Source organism: Buchnera aphidicola (Periphyllus lyropictus) (assembly GCF_024029895.1).
Classification (GTDB): Bacteria; Pseudomonadota; Gammaproteobacteria; order Enterobacterales; family Enterobacteriaceae; genus Buchnera_J; species Buchnera_J aphidicola_BA.
Window position 1 is genome coordinate 375,371 of sequence record NZ_CP097457.1, and the last position, 25,285, is coordinate 400,655.

Consider the following 25,285-nt stretch of genomic DNA (forward strand, 5'->3'; position numbering starts at 1 on the left):
TAATTAAAAAAAAAGAAAATAAAAAAAAAAAAAAATAAAATACATTATCTATTCTAAAAAAATAATGTATTTTATAAAATATTTAATTAAATCTATATTCATAAAAAACATTTTTTTATTGAATTTTTTAAAAATTTAATAATTCTTTTTTTTTTAATTGTAATAAACTATCAATTTTTTTAATATAAGAATTAGTTAATAACTGAATATCATATTTATGTTTTTTTTTTTCATTTTTTCCTATATTTATGTCTTTTGAAATTTTTTTTACTTCATCATTTGCCTTTCTTCTAACTAATCTAATACAAATTTTACTTTTTTCTGAACTTTCATGAACTATTTTAATTAAATTTTTTCTTCTTTCTTCTGTTAATTGAGGTATTGGAACTCTAATTATTTCATCAGAAATAATTGGATTTAATCCTAAATTAGAACTAATAATAGATTTTTCTATATTTTTATTTGAATTTTTATCAAAAGAATGAACTCTTAAAGTTCTAGAATCTTCTATAGTAATATTAGAAATAGTTCCTAAAGAAACTTTTTTATTATAATATTCTACAGGTAAATCTTTTAATAAATCTGGAGAAGCTCTTCCTGTTCTTAAACGATTAATAGATAAAATAAAATTATTTACACATATTTTCATTTTCTTTTTAGTTTTTTCTATAATATTTTTTATCATTTTAAACTCTACTTTTTTTTAGAAAAAATATTAAAATTTTTTAATATAAACTTTTAAAAATTTTCTTAAATAATTAATTCTCTAATTTATAAAAGTATTTTTTAATTAATTAAAGTTCCTTCACTAACTCCAGTAATTATTCTATATAACGCTCCAGGTTTATTTATATTAAAAACACATATTGGTAATTTATAATCTCTTGCTAATGAAAATGCAGATAAATCCATAATTTTTAATTCTTTCTTTAATACTTCTTTATAGCTTAATTTAGAATATAAAATAGCATTATTATTTTTTTTTGGATCGGATGTATAAACACCATCTACTAAAGTTCCCTTTAAAACAATATCAGCATGAACTTCAATCGCTCTTAAACAAGCTGCAGAATCTGTAGTAAAAAATGGATTTCCTATTCCAGCAGAAAAAATTACAACTATTTTTTTTGATAACAAATTAATCGCTCTACTCCAATTATAAATTTCACAAATTCCATTTAATGGAATAGCTGACATCAATTCAGTTTTAATATTCATTTTATTCATAGAATTATTAATCGCTAAACCATTTATAACTGTAGAAAGCATACCAATATGATCTGAAACTACTCGGTTAATTCCCATTTTTTGAAGTTGACTACCTCGAAATAAATTTCCTGCACCTATTACAATACCTAATTCAATATTCAAATCAATAATTCTTTTTATTTCTTTAGATAAAAAATCTAAAGATTTAATATGAATTTTAGAACTTCCATTAATATCAATTAATGATTCTCCACTTAATTTTAATAATACTCTAGTATACTTAATTGAATTCTTAACTTTGTTCATATATAAAAACCTATAATACCAATATTTTATAAATAATAAATATATAAAAAATTATACTTAAAAAAATTTACTTCAAAATTATAAAACATTATAAAAAATTATAAAAATTAATTTAATAATTTATATTATTAATTCACCAACTTCAAAACGAGCAAAATTATTTAATTTAATACTATTTTCTAATAAATATTGTTCAACCGTTTTTTTTGGATCGATTACAAAAGATTGTTTAATAAGAGATATTTCACTAATAAATTTATTCATTCTTCCAATAACGATTTTTTTTGCTATAGAAATTGATTTTCCAGTTTGTAAAGAACGAGATAACTGAATTTTTTTTTCTTTAGATATAATATCTTTAGGGATATTTTCAGGATTTAAATATAAAGGTTTTTTTGCTGCTATATGCATGGAAATATATTTTATTAAATTATTATCATTTGAATTACTTTTTAATAAAACACCAATTTTAGAACGATGTATATATGAATGTATAAATTCTCCAGAAATTATTAAAAATTTAGAAATATTAATATTCTCTCCGAAAATTGAAATTAAATTTAAACGCTTAGATTCAAATAAATCTCTTAAAATATTAATATCTGTAATTTTTTTTAATAAAGATTGTAAAACAATTTCATTTCCAAATTTAATAAAATTTTTATCTTTTTCAACAAAATCTGTTTCACAATTTAATTCTAACATTGCTCCTATATTATTTTTTATTTTAATAAAAATAGATCCCTGCAAAGTTTTTCTAGAAATTTTATTTAATGCTTTAGCTTTTCCTTTTTCTCTTAAATAATCAATAGAATAATTCAAATTATTTTTATTTTTTAATAATGCTTTCTTACAATCTAATATTCCAACTCCAGTTATTGATCTTAACTTTTTTATCAAATCAGTTAAAATTATCATAAAATACCTTTTCATATAAAATAAATTTAAAAGAAAAAGAAAAAAAATTTCTTAAAAATAAAAAATTAAAAAAGAAAATAAAAGTTTTTAAAAAAATTTTTATTTAAGAATAAATTAGAAAAAAATTATAAAAAATAATAATTAAATAATTATAGTTTAAAACTAAAAAAATTTTTTCTTTTCTTTAATAACAGAAACAATTGTATTTAAATAAAAACTTACAGATCTGATAGCGTCATCGTTACCAGGAATAATATAATTAATTCCATCAGGATTAGAATTAGTATCTACAATAGAAAATACAGGAATATTTAAATTATTCGCCTCTTTAATTGCAATGTGTTCATAATCAGCATCAATAACAAATAAACAATCTGGAATACCTCCCATATTTTTTATTCCACCTAAACTATTTTCTAACTTAGATAATTTTCTAGAACGAATTAAACCTTCTTTTTTTGTAAGTTTTTTAAACGTTCCATCCTGAGATTGAATTTCTAAAGCTTTTAAATATTGTATAGATTGTCTTACTGTTTTCCAATTAGTTAACATTCCTCCTAACCAACGATGATTTACATAATATTGATTACAAAGCAAAGCAGATTTTTTTATTAATAAACTTGCTGCTTTTTTTGTTCCTACAAATAATATTTTTCCTCTTTTTGAATGAATTTTTTTTAATTCAAATAAAGCACTTTTAAACATAGGTAAAGTTTTTTCTAAATTTATAATATGAATTTTATTATGTGAACCAAAAATAAACGGTTTCATTTTAGGATTCCAATATCGTGTTTGATGACCAAAATGAACACCTGCTTTTAGCATTTCTTTCATAGAAATATTTATCATTTTAACCCTTAATATTTAAATAAATAAATTTTATAGTTTTTTAAAAAATTTCAAAAAATAATGTCTATAACTTTTTATATATTATATATATTTAATTTATTTAAAATACATTTTTGAAAAATATATTTTTTTAATATTAAATTTCAAATATATATATATTATAATTAACTAAAAAATTTAAAATAAATAAAAAATTTTAAAAAATTTAAAAAAAATAAAATAAAGGAATAAAAAATGATAATTATAAAAAATAAATTTGACATTAAAAAAATGATTGAAGTTGGAAAATTAACAGCAAACGTTTTAGATATGATAAAAAAATATATTGTTCCAGGAATTAATACAAATGAAATTAATGATATATGTCAAGATTATATTGTAAAAAAACAAAAATTAATATCAGCATGTTTAGGATACAAAGGTTATCCAAAATCTACATGTATTTCTGTAAATGACGTTGTATGTCATGGAATTCCAAATAAAAAAACTATATTAAAAAAAGGAGATATTTTAAATATTGATATTTCATTAATAAAAGATGGATATTTTGGAGATTCTTCTAAAATGTTTATAGTTGAAAAATGCTCTAATATAGCTAAAAAACTATGTCAAATAACTTTAAAAAGTTTATACTCAGCCATTAAAATAATTAAACCTGGAATAAGGATAGGAAAAATAGGAAAAGTAATTGAAAAAATAGCAAAAAAAAATAGATTTTCAGTTGTTCGAGAATATTGCGGACATGGAATTGGAAAAAATTTTCATGAAAAACCTTACATTTTACATTATAAAAGTAAAAATAAAGGAATATATTTAAAAGAAGGAATGATATTTACTATTGAACCTATGATTAATGTAGGAAAAAGAAACATATTTTGTGATAAAGATAAATGGACAGTAAGAACAAAAGATAAAAGTTTATCTGCACAATATGAACACACAATATTAGTAACAAAAAATGGATATAAAGTATTAACACTAAGAAAAAATGAAAAAATAAAATAAAATATTAAAAAACATAAAAATATATAAAATAAAAATTATTTTAATAAAGAGAAAAAAAATGAAAGAAATAAAAAAAATTATAAAAATAGCATTTGAAAATAAAAATAAAAAAGAATTTAATAAAAATGATAAAAAAATAATTGATAGCATAAAATTAATTATTAATATGTTAAATGAAGGAAAAATAAGAGTTTCTGAAAAAATTAATAATATTTGGATTACTCATCAATGGATAAAAAAAGCTATATTATTATTTTTATATCTAAAAAAAAATAAAATATTTAATGGAAATTTCAATATGTACTATGACAAAATTCCATTAAAATATAAAAATTATAATGAAAAAAAATTTAAAAAAGAAAAAATTAGAACAGTTCCTAATTCAATTGTTCGATATGGATCATATATTGAAAAAAATACAATTTTAATGCCTTGTTTTATAAACATAGGAGCTTATATTGGAAATAATAGTATGATTGATACATGGTCTACAATAGGATCTTGCGCGCAAATTGGAAAAAACGTTCATATATCTGGAGGGGTAGGAATAGGAGGAGTTTTAGAACCATTACAAAACAATCCAACAATTATTGAAGATAATTGTTTTATAGGAGCTCGATCTGAAATTGTAGAAGGTGTAATAATAGAAAAAGGATCAGTAATATCTATGGGTGTATTTATTGGAAAAAGTACAAAAATTTATGACCGAACAAAAGATAAAATATATTATGGAAGAGTACCAAAAAATTCTGTAGTCGTACCTGGAAATCTTTTTTCAAAAAATAAAAAATATAGTTTATATAGTGCAATAATTGTTAAAAAAGTAGATTCTAAAACTTTAAAAAAAGTAGAAATTAATAACCTACTTAGAAATTCTGATTAAATATTATTTATATTTATAAAAATTTATTATTTTTTACCGCCCAAAAAAAAAAAAAAATAAAAATCAAAAAAATAGAAAATAGAAAAATGGGCGGAAAAATATTTTTTTAACTAAATAGTAAAAAAATATATTTTATTTTTTCTCATTACCTCTAATACAACATAATTTTTGTTAAGAGATAAAGATTTTTTAAAATCATAAATATTAGCAACTTTATGAAAATTTACTCCAATAATAATATCATTAACTCTTAATCCTAACATATGAGAATAACTATTAGGTAAAAAACTATTTACTATTATTCCTTTAACTTTTGGACAAAATAATTTTTCCTTTTTCTTATTATTTAATTTATTTTTTAATTTTTTTCTATCATAAATTGAAAATATTGAATTACTTAATTTATAATGTAAATGCCCACCATAATAAAAAATTTTTTTCTTACCACCTAATCTTACTTTTATATTTAAAAATTTAAAATTTCTATATAATTGAAAAGACATCACATCATTTTTAAAATGTGTACTTAATTCTACTTTTAAAAAAGTAGAATTTAAAATAGGAATATTAGATAAAGAAACTAAAATATCTCCTGGTTTTAAACCAAATTTTTCTGCAGAAGAACCTTTTTCTACGGAATTAATTAATACTCCTTTATCATAAGGAATTTTAAAAGATTTAAAATTTTCTGATTCAAAATCAGAAAATTTTATACCTAATTTACCTAAATTTAAATTACCAAATTTTAATATTTGAGAAGAAAAACGATAAACCGAATTACTTGGAATAGAAAAACCAATTCCAATATTTCCGCTATAATCATTATCACCAGATAAAATAGATGCATTAATTCCTATTAATTCACCATTTAAATTAACTAAAGGACCCCCTGAATTTCCATGATTAATAGCAGCATCAGTTTGAATATAATTATCGAAATAATTATCTTCATGAATTATTCTATGTAATGCTGAAACTATACCTATAGAAACAGAATTTTTTAAATTATAAGGACTTCCAATGGCAACACAATAATCTCCTACATTAACATCGTTAGAATTAGCTATTTTTATAGAAGATAAATTTTTAGAATTAATTAAACGTAACATAGCTAAATCCATTTTTTTACTTTCTCCAACAATTTTAGCTAAATACTCTCTTCCGTCTGTTAAAATTACTATTATTCTGTCTGCATTACTAATAACATGATAATTAGTTATTACATAAGCATTATCAGAATCAACAATTACTCCAGATCCTAATTTTTTCATTTTATTAGAACTTATAGAATAATTTTTATTAATTTTATCAATACCTTTAACATCAATAAAGTTATTAAATTCAGAAACATTTTTATTATTTAAAATATCTGTATTATTAATATTAAATAAATAATTATAATAATATCCATGATATTCAAGATGATATTCAGTTAATACTCGAACTACAGAGGGCATAATTTTTTTTAGCATAGGAGATAAATTTAAATTATCAGATTTAAAACTTTTTTCTAAATCAAAAAAACCTTTACACTCAGCTACTTTAGAAGAAATTATACTTATAAAGAATAAAATAGCTATAACCCAAAATTTTAAAGAATATTTTTTTTTCATATATTTCTCAAAAAATTAAACTATATTTATATTTCATATATTTTTATTAAAAAATTTTAATAAAAATATAAATTTTTGTATAAAAATTGTTGAATAAAAAATTAAAAAGATTTATTAAAAAAAAATTCTTATAATATAATTTAAAAATACTTTCTTAATTTTTTTTAAAATTTTTAATTTAATTATTAATTTTATTTGAAAAAAATTATCCAATCAAATTATTAAAAAATAAATTAAATACATAATTTAATAAAAAATAAAAAATTTTATATTTAAAAAATTAATTTTATTTATTTATTATATATTATATATAATAAATTTTAATTTATATTTCAAAATAATTCTAATGAAAATAAATAAAAGATTAATTTTAAATAAAATAAAAAAATTTAATTTATTAAATATTTAAATAATAAGTTATTATATAAAAAAATAAAATTTTATAAAATTAAAATTAAAAAAAAATATCTTTAAAATTAATTTAAAAAAAACTATAAAATATTAGAGAATAAAGTATGAAAATGTTTTCTGGAGCTGAAATGGTTGTAAAATCATTAATTGATCAAGGAGTAAAACATATTTTTGGATATCCTGGAGGATCAGTATTAGAAATATATGATGTTCTAAATAAAATGAAAAAAAAAATTCAACATATTTTAGTTAGACATGAACAAGCAGCTACACATATGGCAGATGGATACTCAAGATCAACAGGAAAAGTAGGTGTAGTATTAGTGACTTCAGGACCAGGAGCAACAAACGCAATTACTGGTATTGCAACAGCTCATATGGATTCTATTCCTATGATTATTCTTTCAGGACAAGTAGATTCAAAATTAATTGGATATGATTCGTTTCAAGAATGCGACATGATAGGAATTTCTAGATCTATTGTAAAACATAGTTTCTTAATAAAAAAGACTCAAGACATACCTTTAATAATAAAAAAAGCTTTTTGGATAACTTCTACAGGAAGACCAGGACCAGTTGTAATAGATTTACCAAAAAATATTTTAACTCCAAATAAAAAAAAACCTTATATCTGGCCTAAATATATTCATATTCCTTCTTATAAGCCTTATAAAAAAGTTAAAAAAAATTTAATTAAAAAAGCTTTCAAAAAAATATATAAATCAAAAAAACCAATAATATATATTGGAGGAGGTATAATTAATTCTAATAGTCATAAAGAAATAAAATTTTTTGCTGAAAAATTAAATATTCCTGTTACAACTTCTTTAATGGGATTAGGAGGATTTCCAGGAACACATAAACAAAATTTAGGAATGTTAGGAATGCATGGAACATATACAGCAAATATGAGCATTCATAATTCTGATTTAATTCTTGCTTTAGGTGTAAGATTTGATGATAGAACTACAAATAATGTAAAAAAATATTGTCCAAATTCTAAAATTATACATGTAGATATAGATCCAACTTCTATTTCTAAAACTATTTTAGCAAATTTATCAATTATTGGTGATTTAAAAATAATTTTAAAAAAAATGAATAAAATTTTAATAAAAAAAAAAATTACTTATTCAAATAAAAAATTAAAAAATTGGTGGAAAAAAATTTTAAAATGGAAAAATAAAAATATACTAAAAAATGAAAAAAAAACAAAAAAAATAAAATCTAAAAATGTAATTCAAATAATTAAAAAATTAACTAAAGGAAAATTTTATATTACATCTGATGTAGGTCAACACCAAATGTTTACTGCATTATATTATTTATTTGATAAACCTAGAAGATGGATTAATTCAGGAGGATTAGGAACTATGGGATTTGGATTTCCTGCAGCTTTAGGAGTAAAAATTGCATTACCAAAAAAAAATATAATTTGTATTACTGGTGATGGAAGTATTCAAATGAATATTCAAGAATTATCTACAGCTATGCAATATAAATTACCTATAATAATAATAAATTTAAACAATAGTGCTTTAGGAATGGTTAAACAATGGCAAGATATAATATATTCAGGAAGACATTCAAATTCATATATGAAATCTCTTCCTAACTTTATTAAATTAGTTGAATCTTATGGACATATAGGAATAAAAATAAAAAAAAAAGAAGAACTAAAAAAAAAAATAAAAAAAGCTTTATTTTATTTATCAAAAAAAAAACTTGTATTTGTGGATATTATAATTGATCAATCTGAACATGTTTATCCTATGCAAATAAAAGGAGGAGGAATGAATGATATGCAATTTAAAAAAAAATAAAAAAAAAAATATTCTATCTATTTTATTAGAAAATGAATATGATTCTTTATTTAAAGTAATAGGAGTATTTTCCCAAAGAGGATATAATATAAAAAGTATGACTATGAATCCAACAAAAAAAAAAAATTTATTATGTATTATAATAAAAACTATAGGAACAAAAAAATATATAAAAAAAATTATTCAACAATTGAAAAAATTAATTAATGTATATAAAATTAAAAAAATTTAAAAAAATATATTATTATAGAAATATTTCTAATAAATATTTTAAATAAAAAAATTTAAAAATTTTAAAAAAAAAAAAAAAAATGGAAAAAAATATATTAAATTATAAAAAAAAAATATATTATAAAACTTTAAAAAACAAAAATAAAATTAATAAATTTGTAAAAAAAAATAAAAACTAAGAAAGATAATAGAAATTTAGAGATTAAAAAAAATTAAAATATCTAAAAAATAAAAATTCTTATAAATCATTATTAAAAAATTATAAATATAAAAATGCATATTCCAGTACTACTTAAAAAATCAATTAAATCTTTAAAAATAAAAAAAAATGGAATTTATATAGATACAACATTTGGATTTGGGGGACATAGTAAAGAAATTTTAAAAAAAATAAATAATTATGGAAAATTATATTCAATTGACAGAGATCCATTTTCTATAAAAATAGCAAAAAAAATAAAAGATAAAAGATTTAAAATTATACATGGATTATTTTCAAATATTAAAAAATATTGTAAAAAATATAATATTTTAAAAAAAGTTAATGGGATAATTATGGATTTAGGAATGTCTTCTATGCAATTAAATAATAAAAATAGAGGTTTTTCTTATAAAAAAAACGGTCCACTAGATATGAGAATGAATCAAAAAAATGGAATTTCAGCATCAGAATGGTTAATTAAAACAAAAGAAAAAAAATTATCTTATATATTAAAAAAATATGGAGAAGAAAGATATCATAAAAAAATTGCTTTTAATATCATTAAAAATATGAAAAAAAAACCTATCAAAAAAACATGTCAACTTTCTAAAATAATATTAAATTCTACTCCATATTATAAAATAAGTTCTGCAAAAAAAACTTTTCAAGCTATTAGAATTAAAATTAATAACGAATTAAAAGAACTAAAAAAATTTTTAAAAAAAGTATTAAATGTTTTAGCTCCAAAAGGTAGATTATCCATTATTAGTTTTCATTCTTTAGAAGATAGAATAGTAAAAAAATTTATGTTTAATTATAGTAGAAAATTTCCAAATTTGCCAAGTTCTATTCCATTAACAGAAAAAGAACTAAAAAAAATTAATCAAAAAAAAAAGAAAATAAAAATTTTTAAAAAAATTATACCCGATAAAAAAGAAATTTTAAAAAATTACCGATCTAGAAGTGCAATATTAAGAACTTTAAAATTAAAATAAAAATTTTTAAATGTATTTAAAAAAAATTCATATATTTAAATTTAAAAAAAACATAATTAATAAAATTAGTGATATACAAAATAAAATAAAAAGTTCTTATTATTATAATGAAAATTTGAGTTAACAATGAGCTAAAATAATGATAAATTGTACAAACAAAAAACTTATAGTTGGTTTAGAAATTGGAACCACAAAAGTTGCTTCTTTAGTAGGAGAAGTTTTTCCAAATGGAGAAATTAATGTACTTGGATTAGGAAATTGTCCTTCTAAGGGAATAAATAAAGGTGATATTAATGATTTAGAATCAATTATTAAATGCATAAAAAAATCTATTAAACAAGCTGAAGATATGTCTAATCATAAAATATATGCAATTAATTTAGCCTTTTCTAATCAATATATTAATTATAAAAACGAAATTGGAATGGTTTCAATTAATAAAGAAGAAATTACAAAAAAAGATATAAAAAAAGTAATAAAAACAGCAAAATCTGTTAGAATTAATGATAAATTTCATATTTTACATATTGTTCCACAAGAATATATTATTGATGAAAAAAAAGGAATTGAAAATCCATTAGGATTATCAGGAATAAGAATGCAAGCAAAAGTGCATTTAATAACTTCTAATTATAATATAGAAAAAAATATCATTAAAGCAGTAAAAAGATGTAAGTTAAGAGTAGATAAAATAGTATTTTCAGGATTAGCATCAGGAAAAGCTGTTTTAACAGAAGAAGAAAAAAAACTAGGTGTATGTATGATTGATATAGGAGGAGGAACAATTGATGTTTTAATATATATTGAAGGATCCCTTCAACATAGCCAGGTTATACCTTATGCAGGAGATATTATTACTAACGATATATCATATGCTTTCTCTACTCCTACATCTGATGCTGAATATTTAAAAGTAAAATATGGATGTGCTTCAAGTTTTTTACAAGATAATTTAAATCATATTAAAATTACAAAATCAACTAATAATGAATCAAAAATATTAAATCAAGAAAAATTAACAGAAGTAATTGAATTAAGATGTTTAGAACTTTTAGAAATAGTAAATAATCAAATTTTAAACTTACAAAAAAAACTTAAAAAAAAAGGTCGTAAATATCGTTTAAATAGCGGAATAGTCTTAACTGGAGGAGTATCAAAAACAAAATTCTTTACTGATTGCGCTGAAAGAATATTTCAAATGCAAGTTCGAATTGGATGTGCTAGAAATATCACTGGATTAATTAATCATGTAAAAACTCCTGAATATTCTACTGTAATCGGATTATTACATTTTAAAAATAAAAATACATCAAAAAAAAATGAGATTTTTTGTAAAAAAAAGAACTGGTTATATTCAATTAACCGTTGGTTTAATATATATAAAATATTAAAATTAAAATAAATATTTAAATTATAAGAAAAAATTTTTATAAATCATCAATCGGAGAATATTTACATGTTTGAACCAGTAGAAGTAAGTAGCGATGCAGTTATTAAAGTTATAGGAATTGGTGGAGGAGGTGGTAATGCTGTTGAACATATGGTAAAAGAAAAAATTGAAGGAGTAGAATTTTTTGCAATAAATACTGATGCTCAAGCATTAAAAAAAATAGAAGTTAACCAAATTATTCAAATTGGAACAAACGTTACAAAAGGATTAGGAGCAGGAGCAAATCCTGAAATTGGAAAAACTTCAGCTGAAGAAGATAAAGAACTTCTTAAAACAGCTTTAGAAGGTTCAGATATGATTTTTATCGCTGCAGGAATGGGTGGAGGAACAGGTACTGGAGCAGCTCCTGTAGTAGCTGAAGTTGCAAAATCGTTAGGAATATTAACAGTAGCTGTAGTCACTAAACCTTTTCATTTTGAAGGTAAAAAAAGAATGTTATGTGCTGATCAAGGAATTTTAGAATTATCAAAATATGTAGATTCTTTAATAATCATTCCAAATGATAAATTATTAAAAGTACTAAACAGAGGAATTTCTTTACTTGATGCTTTTAGTGCAGCTAATAATGTATTAAAAGGAGCAGTACAAGGTATTGCAGAATTAATTACTCGTCCAGGATTGATGAATGTAGATTTTGCTGATGTTAGAACAGTAATGTCAGAAATGGGATATTCAATGATGGGAACAGGAATTTCTTCTGGAGAAAATAGATCAGAAGAAGCTGCAGAAATAGCTATTTCCAGCCCTTTATTAGAAGATGTGGATTTATCAGGAGCAAAAGGAGTATTAGTAAATATTACAGCCGGAATGAACTTAAGATTAGATGAATTTGAAATAGTTGGAAACACAATTAGAGAATTTTCTTCTGATAATGCTACTGTAGTAATTGGAACATCTTTAGATCCAGATATGAATGATGAATTAAGAGTTACAGTAGTTGCTACAGGAATAGGATTAGAAAAACAAATAGAAATAAATTCAAATAATAAAAATAAACCAATAAAAAATATACTGAATGATTATCGATATAAAAGAAATCATTCATTAAGTTTTTCAAAAAAAAAAGTAAATAAAACATATCAAAATAAAGAAAAAAATAAATTTAAAAAAGAAAAATCATATTTAGATATTCCAACATTTTTAAGAAAAAAATAGTATTTTATAATATAAATTATTTAATAAAATAATATATTTATAAATTTAAATAATAATTTTCTTAATACTTTTAAAAAATAAAATTTTTTAAAATATATTATTTGATTTAATAAATTTTATAAAAAATTCAAAAAAAAATCAAATATTTATATAATTAAAAATTTTTAAAGGTTTAAAAAAATGGAAAATAATTTTAAATATAAATTTAAATTAACTAAATCCGCTATTAATAAAATAAAAAAATTAATAAATAAAAAAAAAAACAAAAAAAAAAAATTTAGAATATACGTTACAGGAGGAGGATGTAGCGGATTTCAATATGGATTTAAATTTGAAAAAAAAAATAAATTACATGACGTAATTATAAAAAATAAAAAAATAAAAATTATAATCGATCCGATTAGTATTCAATATTTAAAAGGAGGAAAAGTAGATTATATAGAAAATCTAAACGGATCTAAATTTATTATTAAAAATCCTAATGCAAAATCAACATGTAGTTGTGGAGCATCATTTAATACATAAAAATTAAATATAAAAAATTAACATATAAAAAATAAAAAAAAAGTGAAAAAAAATTATAAATTTATAAAAAATAAAATTTTTTTAAATATTTAAATTAAAAAATAAAAAATTTAAAAAATATTATTTTTTAATAAAAATTAAATATAAATAATTTAGAAAAAAATTTTTATTTAATTTAGAAAATTATATTTATATTAATAATCTTTGATGTTATGTATAATTTATTAATTCATAACATCAAAAAATAAAAAATTATTATTTAAAAATTTAATAAATCAGTAATTGTTCTATCAACAATTTTCGATGCAGAATTAATAGATTCATATAAAGTTGGATGTGCATGCATAGTTAAAGAAATATCAGTAACATCACATCCCATTTCTATAGCTAAAGAAATTTCTCCTAATAATTCTCCAGCGCTTCTTCCAACTACTGATCCTCCAATAATTTTTTTTGTAGTTTTATTATATATTAATTTTGTCATACCTACAGAAGAATTAGAAACAGCAGCTCGACCTAAAGCGCTCCAAGGAAAAACTGATACTAAATATTCAATATTTTTTAATTTTGCTTCTTTTTCAGTTATTCCAACCCAAGCAACTTCAGGATCTGTATAACAAATATTTGGTATTATTGTTGTATCAAAATAATGATTTTTTCCAGATATTACTTCTGCAGCAAGATGTCCTTCATAAATTCCTTTATGAGCTAACATAGGATTACCTGAAACATCTCCAATAGAAAATATATTTTTTATATTTGTTCGACATTGATTATCTGTTAAAATAAAATTTTTTCTATCTAAATTAAGATCTATATTATGTAAATTTAAAGAACTAACGTTAGGAGAACGCCCTATAGAAATTAAAATTACATCATATTTAAATTTTTTTAACTGATCTTTAATTTTTATTTGAACACAAAGATTTTTTTTTGAAAAATCTATATTTTCTACACAAGCATTTAAAATTAAATTAAATTTGTTTTTAATAGAATTTATAAAAAATGAACTAACATCTATATCTAATGTTGGAAAAATAGAACTAGAATTTTCTATAACATCTACATTAGAACCTAAAGCACTATAAACAGTAGCCATTTCTAAACCTATTACACCTCCTCCAATTATTAACATTTTATTAGGAATAAAAGGAATATTTAATGCATCTGTAGAATACCAAATTCTTTTATCATTTGATTTAATACAAGGAAATTTAATAGGACTAGAACCTGATGCAATTACAGCATTTTCAAAATTTATTTCAAAAGAATCATTATTTGAAGATAACATTTTTATTTTTTTTTTATTAATAAAAGATGCTTTTCCATGTAAAACTTTTACTTTTCTTTTTTTTGCTAAAATATTTAAACCAGAATTCATTTTTAAAATTATATCTTTTTTCCAAGAATGAATTTTATTTATATTAAATTTTGGTTTATTAGTAAAAATATCTAATTTAAAAAATTCTTTATATTCTTCTAATACTTTTGAAAAATGCAATAAAGCTTTTGAAGGAATACACCCAACATTTAAACAAACACCACCTAAAACTAAATTTTTTTCAATTAAAACAGTTTTTATTCCTAAATCTGAAGCTCTAAAAGCAGCTGAATAACCAGCTGGACCTCCACCTATTACAACTAAACTCGTACTAATAAATTTATTCATATTAATATCCAAAATTTAAAATTATAAATCAGTACTTGTTAAAAAATTTAAAAAATATTATTTATATAATTATTTTATAAAAATTTGATAAATTCTCATTTAAATTTTTTATAAAAATTGCTCCATCAACTCCATTAATTACTCTATGATCATAAGATAAAGATAAAGGTAGTAATAATCTTGGAACAAAACGATCTTTTTTCCAAATTGGTTCTATTTTTGATCTAGAAACTCCTAATATTGAAACTTCAGGACAATTTATTATAGGAGTAAATTCATTTCCTCCAAAACCTCCAAGGTTAGATATAGTAAAACTTCCTTGAGTCATTTCGTTTAACTTTAATTTATTTTTTTGAGATTTTTTTGATAAATAAATAATTTCATTAGAAATTTCTGAAATAGATTTTTTATTTGCATTTTTTATTACAGGAACTATAATACCATTCTTAGTATTTACTGCTATTCCTATATTTATTTCTTTATTAACAATAATTCTATCTTTTTTAGGATGTAGATAGCTATTAAATTTAGAAAATTTTAACAAATTTTTTGAAACAGCTTTAATAATAAATGTTAATAAAGTTAATTTAATACCTAAATCAACACAATTCTTATTTATTTTTTGTCTAAAATTTTCTAATTTTGTAATATCTACTTTTTCAAATTGAGTAATATGAGGAACTTCATTCCAATTTCTAATAAAACTTTTATTGGAAAATTGTTGAATTTTACTTAAAAAAATTACTTCTGATTTTTTATCAATAAAATTTTTATTTAATTCTGTTTTATCTTTGATTAAAAAATCTTTTTTTTTAATATTATTTTTAATATTTTTATTTAATTTTTCTAAATAATTTTTTACGTCTTCTTTTAAAATTCTATTTTTTCTTCCAGTACCTTTAATTTTTTCAATAGAAATATTAAATTTTCTACATAATCTTTTAACTGAAGGTGATGAATGAAAAAAAGAAGATATATTATTAAATTTTTCTTTCTCTTTAGAAAATTTTATTTTTTCTTTATTTTTTTTAATATCAAATGAATCTATTAAATCATTTTTATTATTTTTCTCATTTAAATTAATATCAGTTTTTAAAGTTAAAATAGAAGAATTATACTTAACTATATCTCCTTTTTTAACATGAATGCTATTAACTATACCTTTTTCTGGAGATGGAATTTCTATAGAAGCTTTTTCTCCTTCAACAACAATTAATCCTTGTTCTATTGAAATTTTATCATTTATTTTTACTAAAACTTCTATCACCTCTGCTTGATCTATACCAATATCAGGAACTTTTATACTAATATTCATTTTATGCTCCTATACTAAACGAGGATTTATTTTATTTATATCAATATTAAATTCTTTTATAGCATCTAGAACTAATTTCACATCTATTTTTCCACATTTAGCTAAATTTCCTAATGCTGATATTACAATATAATATTCATTAATTTCAAAATAGCCACGAAGATTTTCTCTACTATCTGAACGTCCATATCCATCTGTTCCTAAAACACTATAAAATTCAGAAGGAATATATTTTCTTAATTGTTCAGCGTATAACTTCATATAATCTGTAGAAGCAACAACAGGATCAGAATTCATAATAGAAGAAACATATGGAATTTTAGGATTTTTTGAAGGATTTAACATATTCCAACGATCACAATCTTGACCTTCTCGTGCTAATTCAGTAAATGAAGTAACACTATATACATTAGAACCAATTTTATATTTTTCAAACAAAATATTTGCTGCTTTCCTTACAATTTTTAATATAGCTCCAGAACCTAATAATTGAACATTTGCTATTTTTCCAGGAAAATTTTCTAATTTATATATACCTTTACAAATTCCTTCTTCTGAATTTTTTACTAATTTTGGCATATAATAATTTTCATTAGTAACAGTAATATAATAATAAATATTTTCTTGTTTTTTTCCATACATTCTTTTTAATCCATTTTGGATAATAACAGCTAATTCATAAGAATATGCAGGATCATAAGAAACACAATTTGGAATTGTAGAAGAAAAAATATGACTATGTCCATCTTCATGTTGTAATCCTTCTCCATTTAAAGTAGTTCTTCCAGATGTTCCACCAATCAAAAATCCTCTAGCTTGTTGATCTCCAGCTGCCCATAATAAATCTCCAATTCTTTGAAAACCAAAAATAGAATAATAAATATAAAAAGGTATCATTGGAAAATCATTTGTACTATAAGATGTAGCAGCAGCTAACCAAGATGAAGCGGCTCCTAACTCATTAATTCCTTCTTGTAATATCTGTCCATTTTTTTCTTCTTTATAATAAGATAATAAATCTTTATCTTGAGGTATATAATTTTGTCCATATGTATTATATATTCCAACTTTTCTAAACAATCCTTCCATTCCAAAAGTTCTAGCTTCATCTGCAATAATTGGAACAATTCTTTTATTTAAATTTTTATTATTTAATAATATATATAAAATTCTTACAAAAGCAATTGTAGTAGAAATATTTTTTTTTTGTTCTATTAAAAGAGAACTAAAATCTTTTAATTCAGGAATAGATAAATTTTCTGAAAAATTTTTTCTTCTTTCTGGAACATATCCTCCTAATTTTTTTCTTTGATTATGTATATAATTATATTCAGGAGAATTTTTTAAAAAATATACATAAGGTAAATTATTTAAATCTTTATTAGAAATAGAAATTTTTAATTTATCTTTAATATATTTAATATCTTCCATACTAATATTTTTAACTTGATGAGCAATATTTTTTCCTACAACATTTTTTCCCATTCCATAACCTTTAATAGTATGAAAAAATATTACAACTGGTTTATTTTTTATAGTATGAGCTCTTCTAAAAGCAGAATAAATTTTATTAAAATCATGACCTCCTTTATTTAAATTAAATATTTCATCATCTGTCATATTTTTTACTAACTTTAAAGTTTCTGGATATTTTCCAAAAAAATTTTTTCTAATATATGCTCCATCTTTAGATGTAAAAGTTTGATAATCTCCATCTAAAGTTTCATTCATTAATTTAATTAATTTTCCACTAAAATCTTCTTTTAACAATTTATCCCATTTATTTCCCCAAATAACTTTAATCGTTTCCCATCCAGAACCACGAAAAAAACTTTCTAATTCATTAATAATTTTTCCATTTCCCATAACAGGACCATCTAATCTTTGCAAATTACAATTAATTACAAAAATTAAATTATCTAATTTTTCACGAGCAGCAATATTAACTGCCCCTTTAGATTCAGGTTCATCCATCTCTCCATCACCTAAAAAAACATATATTTTTCTATGATTAGTATTTTTTAACTCTCTATTATGTAAATATTTTAAAAATTTAGCTTGATAAATAGAACAAATTGAACTCAGACCCATAGAAACAGTAGGAAATTGCCAAAAATTAGGCATTAATTTAGGATGAGGATAAGATGGTAATCCTTTTTCATAAATTTCTTGTCTAAAATTATTTATTTGTTGTTCAGATAATCTTCCTTCTAAAAAAGCTCTTGAATAAATTCCTGGAGAAATATGTCCTTGAAAATAAATAATATCTCCCAAAATTGAAGAATTATTAGCTTTAAAAAAATGATTAAAACAAATTTCATAAATTAATGAAGAAGATTGAAAAGATGATAAATGACCACCTAAATCTAATTTTTTTTTAGAAGCTCTTAAAACCATCATTATTGCATTCCAACGTACCGCTGAAGCAATTTTCTTTTCTAATTTTATATTTCCTGGATAAAAATATTCTTCTTTTTTAGGAATTGTATTAATATAATTAGTAATTAATTTTTTATTAAAAAATAAAGAACCAATTTTTTTATATTTTTTTAATATTTTATTAATTAAAAATATTCCTCTTTTATTTCCATCTTGTTGTATTACAGATTCTATAGAATCTAACCAATCTTTTGTTTCTATAGGATCTATATCAACATCCGTATAATTATTTTTAGACATAGGATACTCCATTTTATTTAATGATAAAAATTTATTATATCTGACAAAAATTTTTATTTTTTTTTAAAAATTTATTTAATTTTTATTAAAAAATAAATTTAAATATATTATTATTCAAATTATAAATTAAAAAGTATAAAAATTTTATATAAAAAATTTTAAAAAAAATTAATAATCTAATTTTTTATGACAATTTTTATATTTTTTTCCAGAAAAACAATAACATTTATCATTATCTAAAATTTGCTTCGGTTTATTAAATTCTTTAGAATAATTATATTTAATCTCTGGATTTTTTAAAATAGATTTTTTAAATTTTTTAAAAAATTTTCCATGAATAGAAAATTTATAATTAGAATCTTGACTTCCATATGGATTAAACTGTGATAAATTAATTCTACTTAATTCTAATATTACTTCATATTTTAAAGACTCTAACATATCTGAAAAAATAATAAAAGATTCACGATTATATTCTAATTTTGGATCTTTTTGAGCATATCCTCTTAGATGTATTCCTTGTCTTAAATATTCCATATCAGATAAATGTTCTTTCCAAAAAAAATCTAATTTTTTTAACATAATTGCTTTCTCTATATTTCTCATATTTGTAGAGCCAATTAATTTCTCTTTAATAAAATAATTCATTCTAAATTTTTTTAATACTAAATCTAAAATATCTAAATCTTTATATTTTTTAATATCTTTAAATACATTTTTAAAACTAATTTTAATTTTAAATTTTTTTAAAAGTTCTTTTTGTAAATTAAATAAACTTTTTTTATTTATAAAATAATTTTTCTTTTTAGAAAATTTTCTAATAACAAATAAAAAAACATCTTTAGATATAGTAGTAATAGTATTATGAATATCATTTTTGTTAATTAATATATTTCTTTGTTTATAAATAACTTTTCTTTGTTTATTAATAACATCATCATATTCTAATAATTGTTTTCTAATATCGAAATTTCTATTTTCTACTTTTTTTTGAGCATTAAATATAGCTTTATTTACCCATGAACTTTCAATAGATTGTCCTTTTTTCATTCCAAAAGCTCGCATAATATTAATAATTTTTTCTGAAGCGAAAATTCTCATTAAATCATCTTCCATTGATAAATAAAATCTAGATGAACCACAATCACCTTGTCTTCCAGATCTACCTCTTAACTGATTATCAATTCTTCTAGATTCATGTCTTTCTGTTCCAATAACATGTAAACCTCCTGCTTTTAATACCATTTTATTATTTTTTTTCCATTTTTTTTTCTTTAAATTATATTTTTTAAGCATTTTTTTCTTTATTTTTTTTTCTAAATGATTAAAATTTTTATTTTCAAAATATCCTCCTAATATAATATCAGTTCCTCGACCAGCCATATTAGTAGCAATTGTAACAGCTCCTAATTTACCTGCCTGAGAAATTATTTTAGCTTCTTTTTTATGAAATTTAGCATTTAAAACATTATGTTTAATTCCTAAATTCTTTAAATAACTTGAAATAATCTCTGATTTTTCTATAGAAATAGTTCCTACTAAAACTGGTTTTTTAGAAACATAACAATCTTTAATATCTTTAATAATAGAAGAAATTTTTTCTTTTTCTGTTAAATAAACTAAATCTGAAAAATCTTCACGTATCATTAAACGATTAGTAGGTATTACAACAGTATCTAAATTATATATTGTTCTAAATTCATATGATTCAGTTTCTGCAGTTCCAGTCATTCCTGATAATTTTTTATATAATCGAAAATAATTTTGAAAAGTAATTGAAGCTAATGTTTTATTTTCATTTTTAATTAAAACTTTTTCTTTTGCTTCAATTGCTTGATGTAAACCATCTGACCATCTTCTACCCAAAGTTATTCTTCCAGTATGTTCATCTACAATAACTATTTCTTTATTTTTTACTAAATAATCAACATCTCTAATAAATAATTTATGTGCTCTTAAAGAAGAAATAACATGATGCAATAATTTTATATTTTTTGAAGAATATAAAGATTCTTTTTTTTTTAAAATATTGTTTTTAACTAAAATATTTTCTATTTTTATAAGTCCTTTTTCTGTTAAATATACTTGTTTAATTTTTTCGTCTAAAAAAAAATCTCCATTTCCTGAAAAATCTTCTGTATCTTCTTTTTCTTGTTGTTTTAATAAAGGAACAATTTTATTAATTTTAAAGTATAAATTAGAACAATCTTTCTCTTCTCCTGAAATAACTAAAGGAGTTCTCGATTCATCAATTAAAATAGAATCTACTTCATCGATTAATGCATAATTTAATCCTCTTTGAACTTGATCATTTTTTGATAAAACCATATTGTCTCTTAAATAATCAAATCCAAATTCATAATTTGTACCATAAGTAATATCTGCTAAATAAGCTTTTTTTTTTAAAGAATGAGATAATTCAGACAAATTTAAACCAACTGTTAATCCTAAAAATTCAAATAATAATTTATTTTTTTCTGAATCTCGTTTAGCTAAATAATCATTCATAGTAATAATATGAACACCTTTACCTTGTAAAGAATTTAAATATACAGGAAGTGTAGAAGTTAATGTTTTTCCTTCACCAGTTTTCATTTCTGCTATACATCGATTATTTAAAACAATTCCTCCTAATATCTGAACATCAAAATGACGCATTCCAAAAACTCTTTTACTAGCTTCTCTTACTGTAGCATAAGCTTCTACTAACAAATTTTTTAAAGTTTCTTTATTTTTCAAACGTCTGATAAAAATTTGTGTATTTTCTTTAAGTTTTTGATCAGAAAAATTTTTATATTTACTTTCTAATATATTAATTTTATCTACAGTAACATTTAATTTATTTAATATTTTATCATTTCTACTTCCAAATATTTTTTTCAAAAAATTAAAAAACATATATCCTTCTCTTTTATAAAAGTTTTATATTATATACAAAAAATCATTAAATTAACTAAAAATATTAAATAAAATATAAATAATAATATTTTATTTAAAAAAATAAACTTATAAAAAATATTTCTTAAATACTAATTTTAATAAAAATAAATATTTTTTAAATAAAAAAATTATTTTTTAACAAAAATATTTATATAAAAAATATATTTTTAATATATAAAATATTATATTTTTAATAAAATTTTTTTAAAAATTAAAAACTTTAAAAAAATATAATAATTTATTAAATATTAAAATGCTTAGGATATTTTATAGAAAACAAATATAAACCATTAGCTAAAACAGTAGGACCTGCAAAATTTCTATTTTTTAAATTTAAAACATTTAATAACCATGATTTTTTTTTCTTATTCTTTCCTATTTCAATTAAACAACCAACAATATTTCTAACCATTTTATATAAAAAAGAATTAGCTGTAATTTCAACTATAACAAAATATTTTTTTTTTCTATATACATTTAAATTTATTATATTTCTCCAAGCAGTAAAAGATTGACAACCAGAAGCTCTAAAAGAAGAAAAATCATGTTCTCCTAATAAAATTTGTCCAGAATTATGCATTTTTTTTTCATTTAAATTAAAAAAAACATTATTTACTCTATTATTTAATAATGCAGATCGAATAAAATTATTATATATAATATAACGATAACTTCTAGAAATAGCTGAATAACGAGCATGAAAATCATGTGAAATATATTTTATCCAAATTATAGAAATATCTTTTGGTAATAAACTATTTATACCTATTATCCAAGATCTTCTTTTTCTAAAAGAATAAGTTGTAAAATGTATTACTTGATTATAAGCATGAACTCCAGAATCTGTTCTTCCTGCACAAAAAATATAAACTTTGTGATTAGCTATTTTAGATATTGCCTCCTCTAACTTATTTTTAATTGAAAAATTTTTTATTTGACTTTCCCATCCATAATATCTACTTCCATTATATTCAATTCCACATACTATTTTAAACATATATAAATCCTTTTTAAAAAAATATTTAAAATTTTTTCTAATACATAAATTTAATTAAAAAACATTTATATATTATATAATTAAATTTTAAATATAAAAAATAAAAAAGATTTTAAATAAAATAAAATAAAAAAAAACAATAAAAAAAATTTATAGAAAATTATTTAATTTCATATTATAAATAATCTAATGTATATTATAAAATTTACAAACTAACTGCTATTTTTTTTAATTTAATCTATTTTTTAAAATATATTAAGGAAAATATTTCATGAAAAAAAAAAATATCAAAAAATCTTCTTTAAGTATACTTTCAATTGCAGGAGTAAATTCATATAAAAAAAAAAAAAATGAAAAATATATGAATTCTAAACAAATAAATCATTTTACTATAATATTAGAAACATGGAAAAAACAATTAAATAAAAATAAAATTAATATATATGATATATCAAAAAAATCTTCTAACTTTCCTGATCCAATCGATCGAGCAGTTCAAGAAGAAGAATTTAATTTAGAATTAAGAAATCGAGAAAGAGAAAATACATTAATTAAAAAAATAAATATTACTTTAAAAAAAATTCAAGAAAAAGAATTTGGATATTGTTCATTTTGTGGAGTGGAAATAGGAATAAAAAGATTAGAAGCCAGACCTACTGCTGATCTTTGTATTGATTGTAAAACACTAGAAGAAATAAGAGAAAAACAAATACTTATATAAAAAATAAAATAATTAAAAATAGAAAAATTTTTTTCTCTGATATTTTATTATATAAAATAAATTTCTTTATAAAAAATAAAAAATCAATACAAAAAATATATTTTTATACATAAAATACTTCACTATAAATAAATAAATATGATAATAATTCCTAAAAAAAAACATAATATATCTAGAAAAAAAATTAGCAAAAATGCTATTAAAATATTATTTAGATTAAATAAATCAGGTTATCAAGCATATCTTGTAGGAGGAAGTGTAAGAGATTTAATTATAGGAAATCAACCAAAAGATTTTGATTTAGTAACAAATGCAACTCCATTAGAAATACAAAAACTATTTAAAAATTGCAGATTAATTGGAAAAAGATTTCAAATTGCACATATTATATTTAAAAAAGAAACTATAGAAGTATCTACTTTTAGAGGTCACCATTTTAATAAAAAAAATATATGTAAAAAATATAAAAAAAAAAAATTTGGAATATTATTAAGAGATAATATATTTGGAGAAATAGAAGAAGATGCAGAGAGAAGAGATCTTACTATAAATACTCTATATTTAAATATAATAGATTTAAGTATAAGAGATTATGTAGGTGGAGTTAAAGATATAAAAAAAAAAATTATAAGATTAATTGGAAATCCCGAACAAAGATATAGAGAAGATCCAGTAAGAATGTTAAGAGTAATTCGTTTTTCTGTTCAATTAAAAATGAATATAGAAAAAAAAACAGCTTTAGCTATTCCAAAATTAGCAAAATTAATTTCTCATATTCCATCAGCTAGATTATACAATGAATTAAATAAGTTATTACAATCAGGATTTGGATATAAAACATATAAAAAATTAAAAAAATTTTATTTATTAAAAAGAATTTTTCCTTTTCCATTTTTATATCATAATAAAAAAATAAATATTTTAATACATACATTAATGATAAATGTATTAAAAGAAAATGATAAAAGATTTAAAAAAAAAAAACCCATAAATTTATCATTTTTATGGTCTTCAATATTATTATATCCTTATATATTTAATACTTTAAAAATCAAAAAGGAAAAAAAAATAAATCATAAAGAAGCTTCACATTTATCACTAAAAATAATTTTAAAAAAAGCATCATTTATATTATCTATACCTAAACAAATTATGTATTCAGTTAAAGAAATTTTAAAAATAATAAATATATTAATATATAATAAAAAAAAAATTGTTAAAAAACAAAAAAAAAATAAACAATTTTTAGAAGCATATAATTTATATATAATTAAAAAAAATAGAAAAAATAAAAAAAAAAAAAAATAAAAAATAATAAAATTTTACTTAATTATAAAAAAACTTTTTATATTTAAAAAAAATAATAATTTAAAAAATTTCAAAAATAAA

General features: G+C 20.0%; 20 protein-coding genes. 10 read left to right on the plus strand and 10 right to left on the minus strand.

Annotated elements, in window-relative coordinates; translation table 11 throughout:
- Positions 1-127 precede the first annotated feature (127 nt).
- From frr to rpsB, 4 genes are all read right to left on the minus strand, one after another.
- A complete protein-coding gene (gene frr / locus M5J13_RS01925; RefSeq protein ID WP_252837227.1) occupies positions 128-685 on the minus strand; it encodes a ribosome recycling factor in 558 nt (185 codons plus the stop codon).
- 101 nt (positions 686-786) lie between these two features.
- On the minus strand, positions 787-1,515 hold the full coding sequence (gene pyrH / locus M5J13_RS01930; RefSeq protein ID WP_252837228.1) for a UMP kinase: 729 nt from the start codon (positions 1,513-1,515) through the stop codon (positions 787-789).
- A gap of 120 nt (positions 1,516-1,635) precedes the next feature.
- The gene (gene tsf, locus M5J13_RS01935) at positions 1,636-2,433 is read right to left on the minus strand and encodes a translation elongation factor Ts (protein WP_252837229.1); all 798 of its coding nucleotides are present in this window, start codon (positions 2,431-2,433) and stop codon (positions 1,636-1,638) included.
- Positions 2,434-2,595: 162 nt separating this feature from the next.
- The gene (gene rpsB, locus M5J13_RS01940) at positions 2,596-3,282 is read right to left on the minus strand and encodes a 30S ribosomal protein S2 (protein WP_252837230.1); all 687 of its coding nucleotides are present in this window, start codon (positions 3,280-3,282) and stop codon (positions 2,596-2,598) included.
- A 234-nt stretch (positions 3,283-3,516) separates the two neighbouring features.
- On the opposite strand from rpsB, the gene map reads away from it, so the two are divergent.
- Both map and dapD read left to right on the plus strand, forming a co-directional pair.
- Positions 3,517-4,287 (plus strand): type I methionyl aminopeptidase, encoded by a 771-nt coding sequence (gene map / locus M5J13_RS01945; protein WP_252837231.1) that lies wholly within the window; start codon positions 3,517-3,519, stop codon positions 4,285-4,287.
- 58 nt (positions 4,288-4,345) lie between these two features.
- Positions 4,346-5,170 carry a 2,3,4,5-tetrahydropyridine-2,6-dicarboxylate N-succinyltransferase gene (gene dapD, locus M5J13_RS01950; RefSeq protein ID WP_252837232.1) on the plus strand — a complete coding sequence of 275 codons (825 nt, stop codon included), beginning with the start codon at positions 4,346-4,348 and terminating at the stop codon, positions 5,168-5,170.
- 110 nt (positions 5,171-5,280) lie between these two features.
- Here dapD and M5J13_RS01955 read toward each other — a convergent pair whose 3' ends face one another.
- On the minus strand, positions 5,281-6,783 hold the full coding sequence (locus M5J13_RS01955) for a trypsin-like peptidase domain-containing protein (protein WP_252837233.1): 1,503 nt from the start codon (positions 6,781-6,783) through the stop codon (positions 5,281-5,283).
- A 515-nt stretch (positions 6,784-7,298) separates the two neighbouring features.
- Here M5J13_RS01955 and ilvB point away from each other — a divergent pair.
- The 6 genes from ilvB (at position 7,299) to erpA (ending at position 13,575) form a co-directional block, all read left to right on the plus strand.
- A complete protein-coding gene (ilvB, locus tag M5J13_RS01960; protein ID WP_252837234.1) occupies positions 7,299-9,017 on the plus strand; it encodes a biosynthetic-type acetolactate synthase large subunit in 1,719 nt (572 codons plus the stop codon).
- Positions 8,992-9,249 carry an acetolactate synthase small subunit gene (ilvN, locus tag M5J13_RS01965; RefSeq protein ID WP_252837235.1) on the plus strand — a complete coding sequence of 86 codons (258 nt, stop codon included), beginning with the start codon at positions 8,992-8,994 and terminating at the stop codon, positions 9,247-9,249. Before ilvB ends, ilvN begins: the two co-directional genes overlap by 26 nt.
- Before the next feature lie 272 nt (positions 9,250-9,521).
- Entirely contained in the window at positions 9,522-10,445 is a 924-nt protein-coding gene (gene rsmH / locus M5J13_RS01970) for a 16S rRNA (cytosine(1402)-N(4))-methyltransferase RsmH (RefSeq protein ID WP_252837236.1), read from the plus strand.
- A 139-nt stretch (positions 10,446-10,584) separates the two neighbouring features.
- Complete coding sequence (ftsA, locus tag M5J13_RS01975; protein WP_252837237.1) at positions 10,585-11,847, plus strand: cell division protein FtsA; 1,263 nt, start codon at positions 10,585-10,587, stop codon at positions 11,845-11,847.
- Positions 11,848-11,901: 54 nt separating this feature from the next.
- Positions 11,902-13,050: a cell division protein FtsZ gene (gene ftsZ, locus M5J13_RS01980; protein WP_252837238.1), complete on the plus strand. Its 1,149-nt coding sequence runs from the start codon at positions 11,902-11,904 to the stop codon at positions 13,048-13,050.
- 180 nt (positions 13,051-13,230) lie between these two features.
- Positions 13,231-13,575, plus strand: coding sequence for an iron-sulfur cluster insertion protein ErpA (gene erpA / locus M5J13_RS01985; RefSeq protein WP_252837239.1), 345 nt, complete (start codon positions 13,231-13,233; stop codon positions 13,573-13,575).
- Positions 13,576-13,834: 259 nt separating this feature from the next.
- Here the strand turns inward: erpA and lpdA are convergent, their stop codons facing one another.
- From lpdA to truA, 5 genes are all read right to left on the minus strand, one after another.
- The gene (gene lpdA, locus M5J13_RS01990) at positions 13,835-15,244 is read right to left on the minus strand and encodes a dihydrolipoyl dehydrogenase (RefSeq protein WP_252837240.1); all 1,410 of its coding nucleotides are present in this window, start codon (positions 15,242-15,244) and stop codon (positions 13,835-13,837) included.
- 61 nt (positions 15,245-15,305) lie between these two features.
- On the minus strand, positions 15,306-16,559 hold the full coding sequence (locus M5J13_RS01995) for a 2-oxo acid dehydrogenase subunit E2 (protein ID WP_252837241.1): 1,254 nt from the start codon (positions 16,557-16,559) through the stop codon (positions 15,306-15,308).
- A 9-nt stretch (positions 16,560-16,568) separates the two neighbouring features.
- Positions 16,569-19,238, minus strand: coding sequence for a pyruvate dehydrogenase (acetyl-transferring), homodimeric type (aceE, locus tag M5J13_RS02000; RefSeq protein ID WP_252837242.1), 2,670 nt, complete (start codon positions 19,236-19,238; stop codon positions 16,569-16,571).
- A gap of 168 nt (positions 19,239-19,406) precedes the next feature.
- The gene (gene secA, locus M5J13_RS02005; protein ID WP_252837243.1) at positions 19,407-22,136 is read right to left on the minus strand and encodes a preprotein translocase subunit SecA; all 2,730 of its coding nucleotides are present in this window, start codon (positions 22,134-22,136) and stop codon (positions 19,407-19,409) included.
- Positions 22,137-22,419: 283 nt separating this feature from the next.
- On the minus strand, positions 22,420-23,175 hold the full coding sequence (gene truA, locus M5J13_RS02010; RefSeq protein WP_252837244.1) for a tRNA pseudouridine(38-40) synthase TruA: 756 nt from the start codon (positions 23,173-23,175) through the stop codon (positions 22,420-22,422).
- A 271-nt stretch (positions 23,176-23,446) separates the two neighbouring features.
- On the opposite strand from truA, the gene dksA reads away from it, so the two are divergent.
- Together dksA and pcnB are read left to right on the plus strand one after the other, a co-directional pair.
- The gene (gene dksA / locus M5J13_RS02015) at positions 23,447-23,896 is read left to right on the plus strand and encodes an RNA polymerase-binding protein DksA (protein ID WP_252837245.1); all 450 of its coding nucleotides are present in this window, start codon (positions 23,447-23,449) and stop codon (positions 23,894-23,896) included.
- A 138-nt stretch (positions 23,897-24,034) separates the two neighbouring features.
- The gene (gene pcnB, locus M5J13_RS02020) at positions 24,035-25,204 is read left to right on the plus strand and encodes a polynucleotide adenylyltransferase PcnB (RefSeq protein ID WP_252837246.1); all 1,170 of its coding nucleotides are present in this window, start codon (positions 24,035-24,037) and stop codon (positions 25,202-25,204) included.
- The last annotated feature ends 81 nt before the right edge of the window (positions 25,205-25,285 follow it).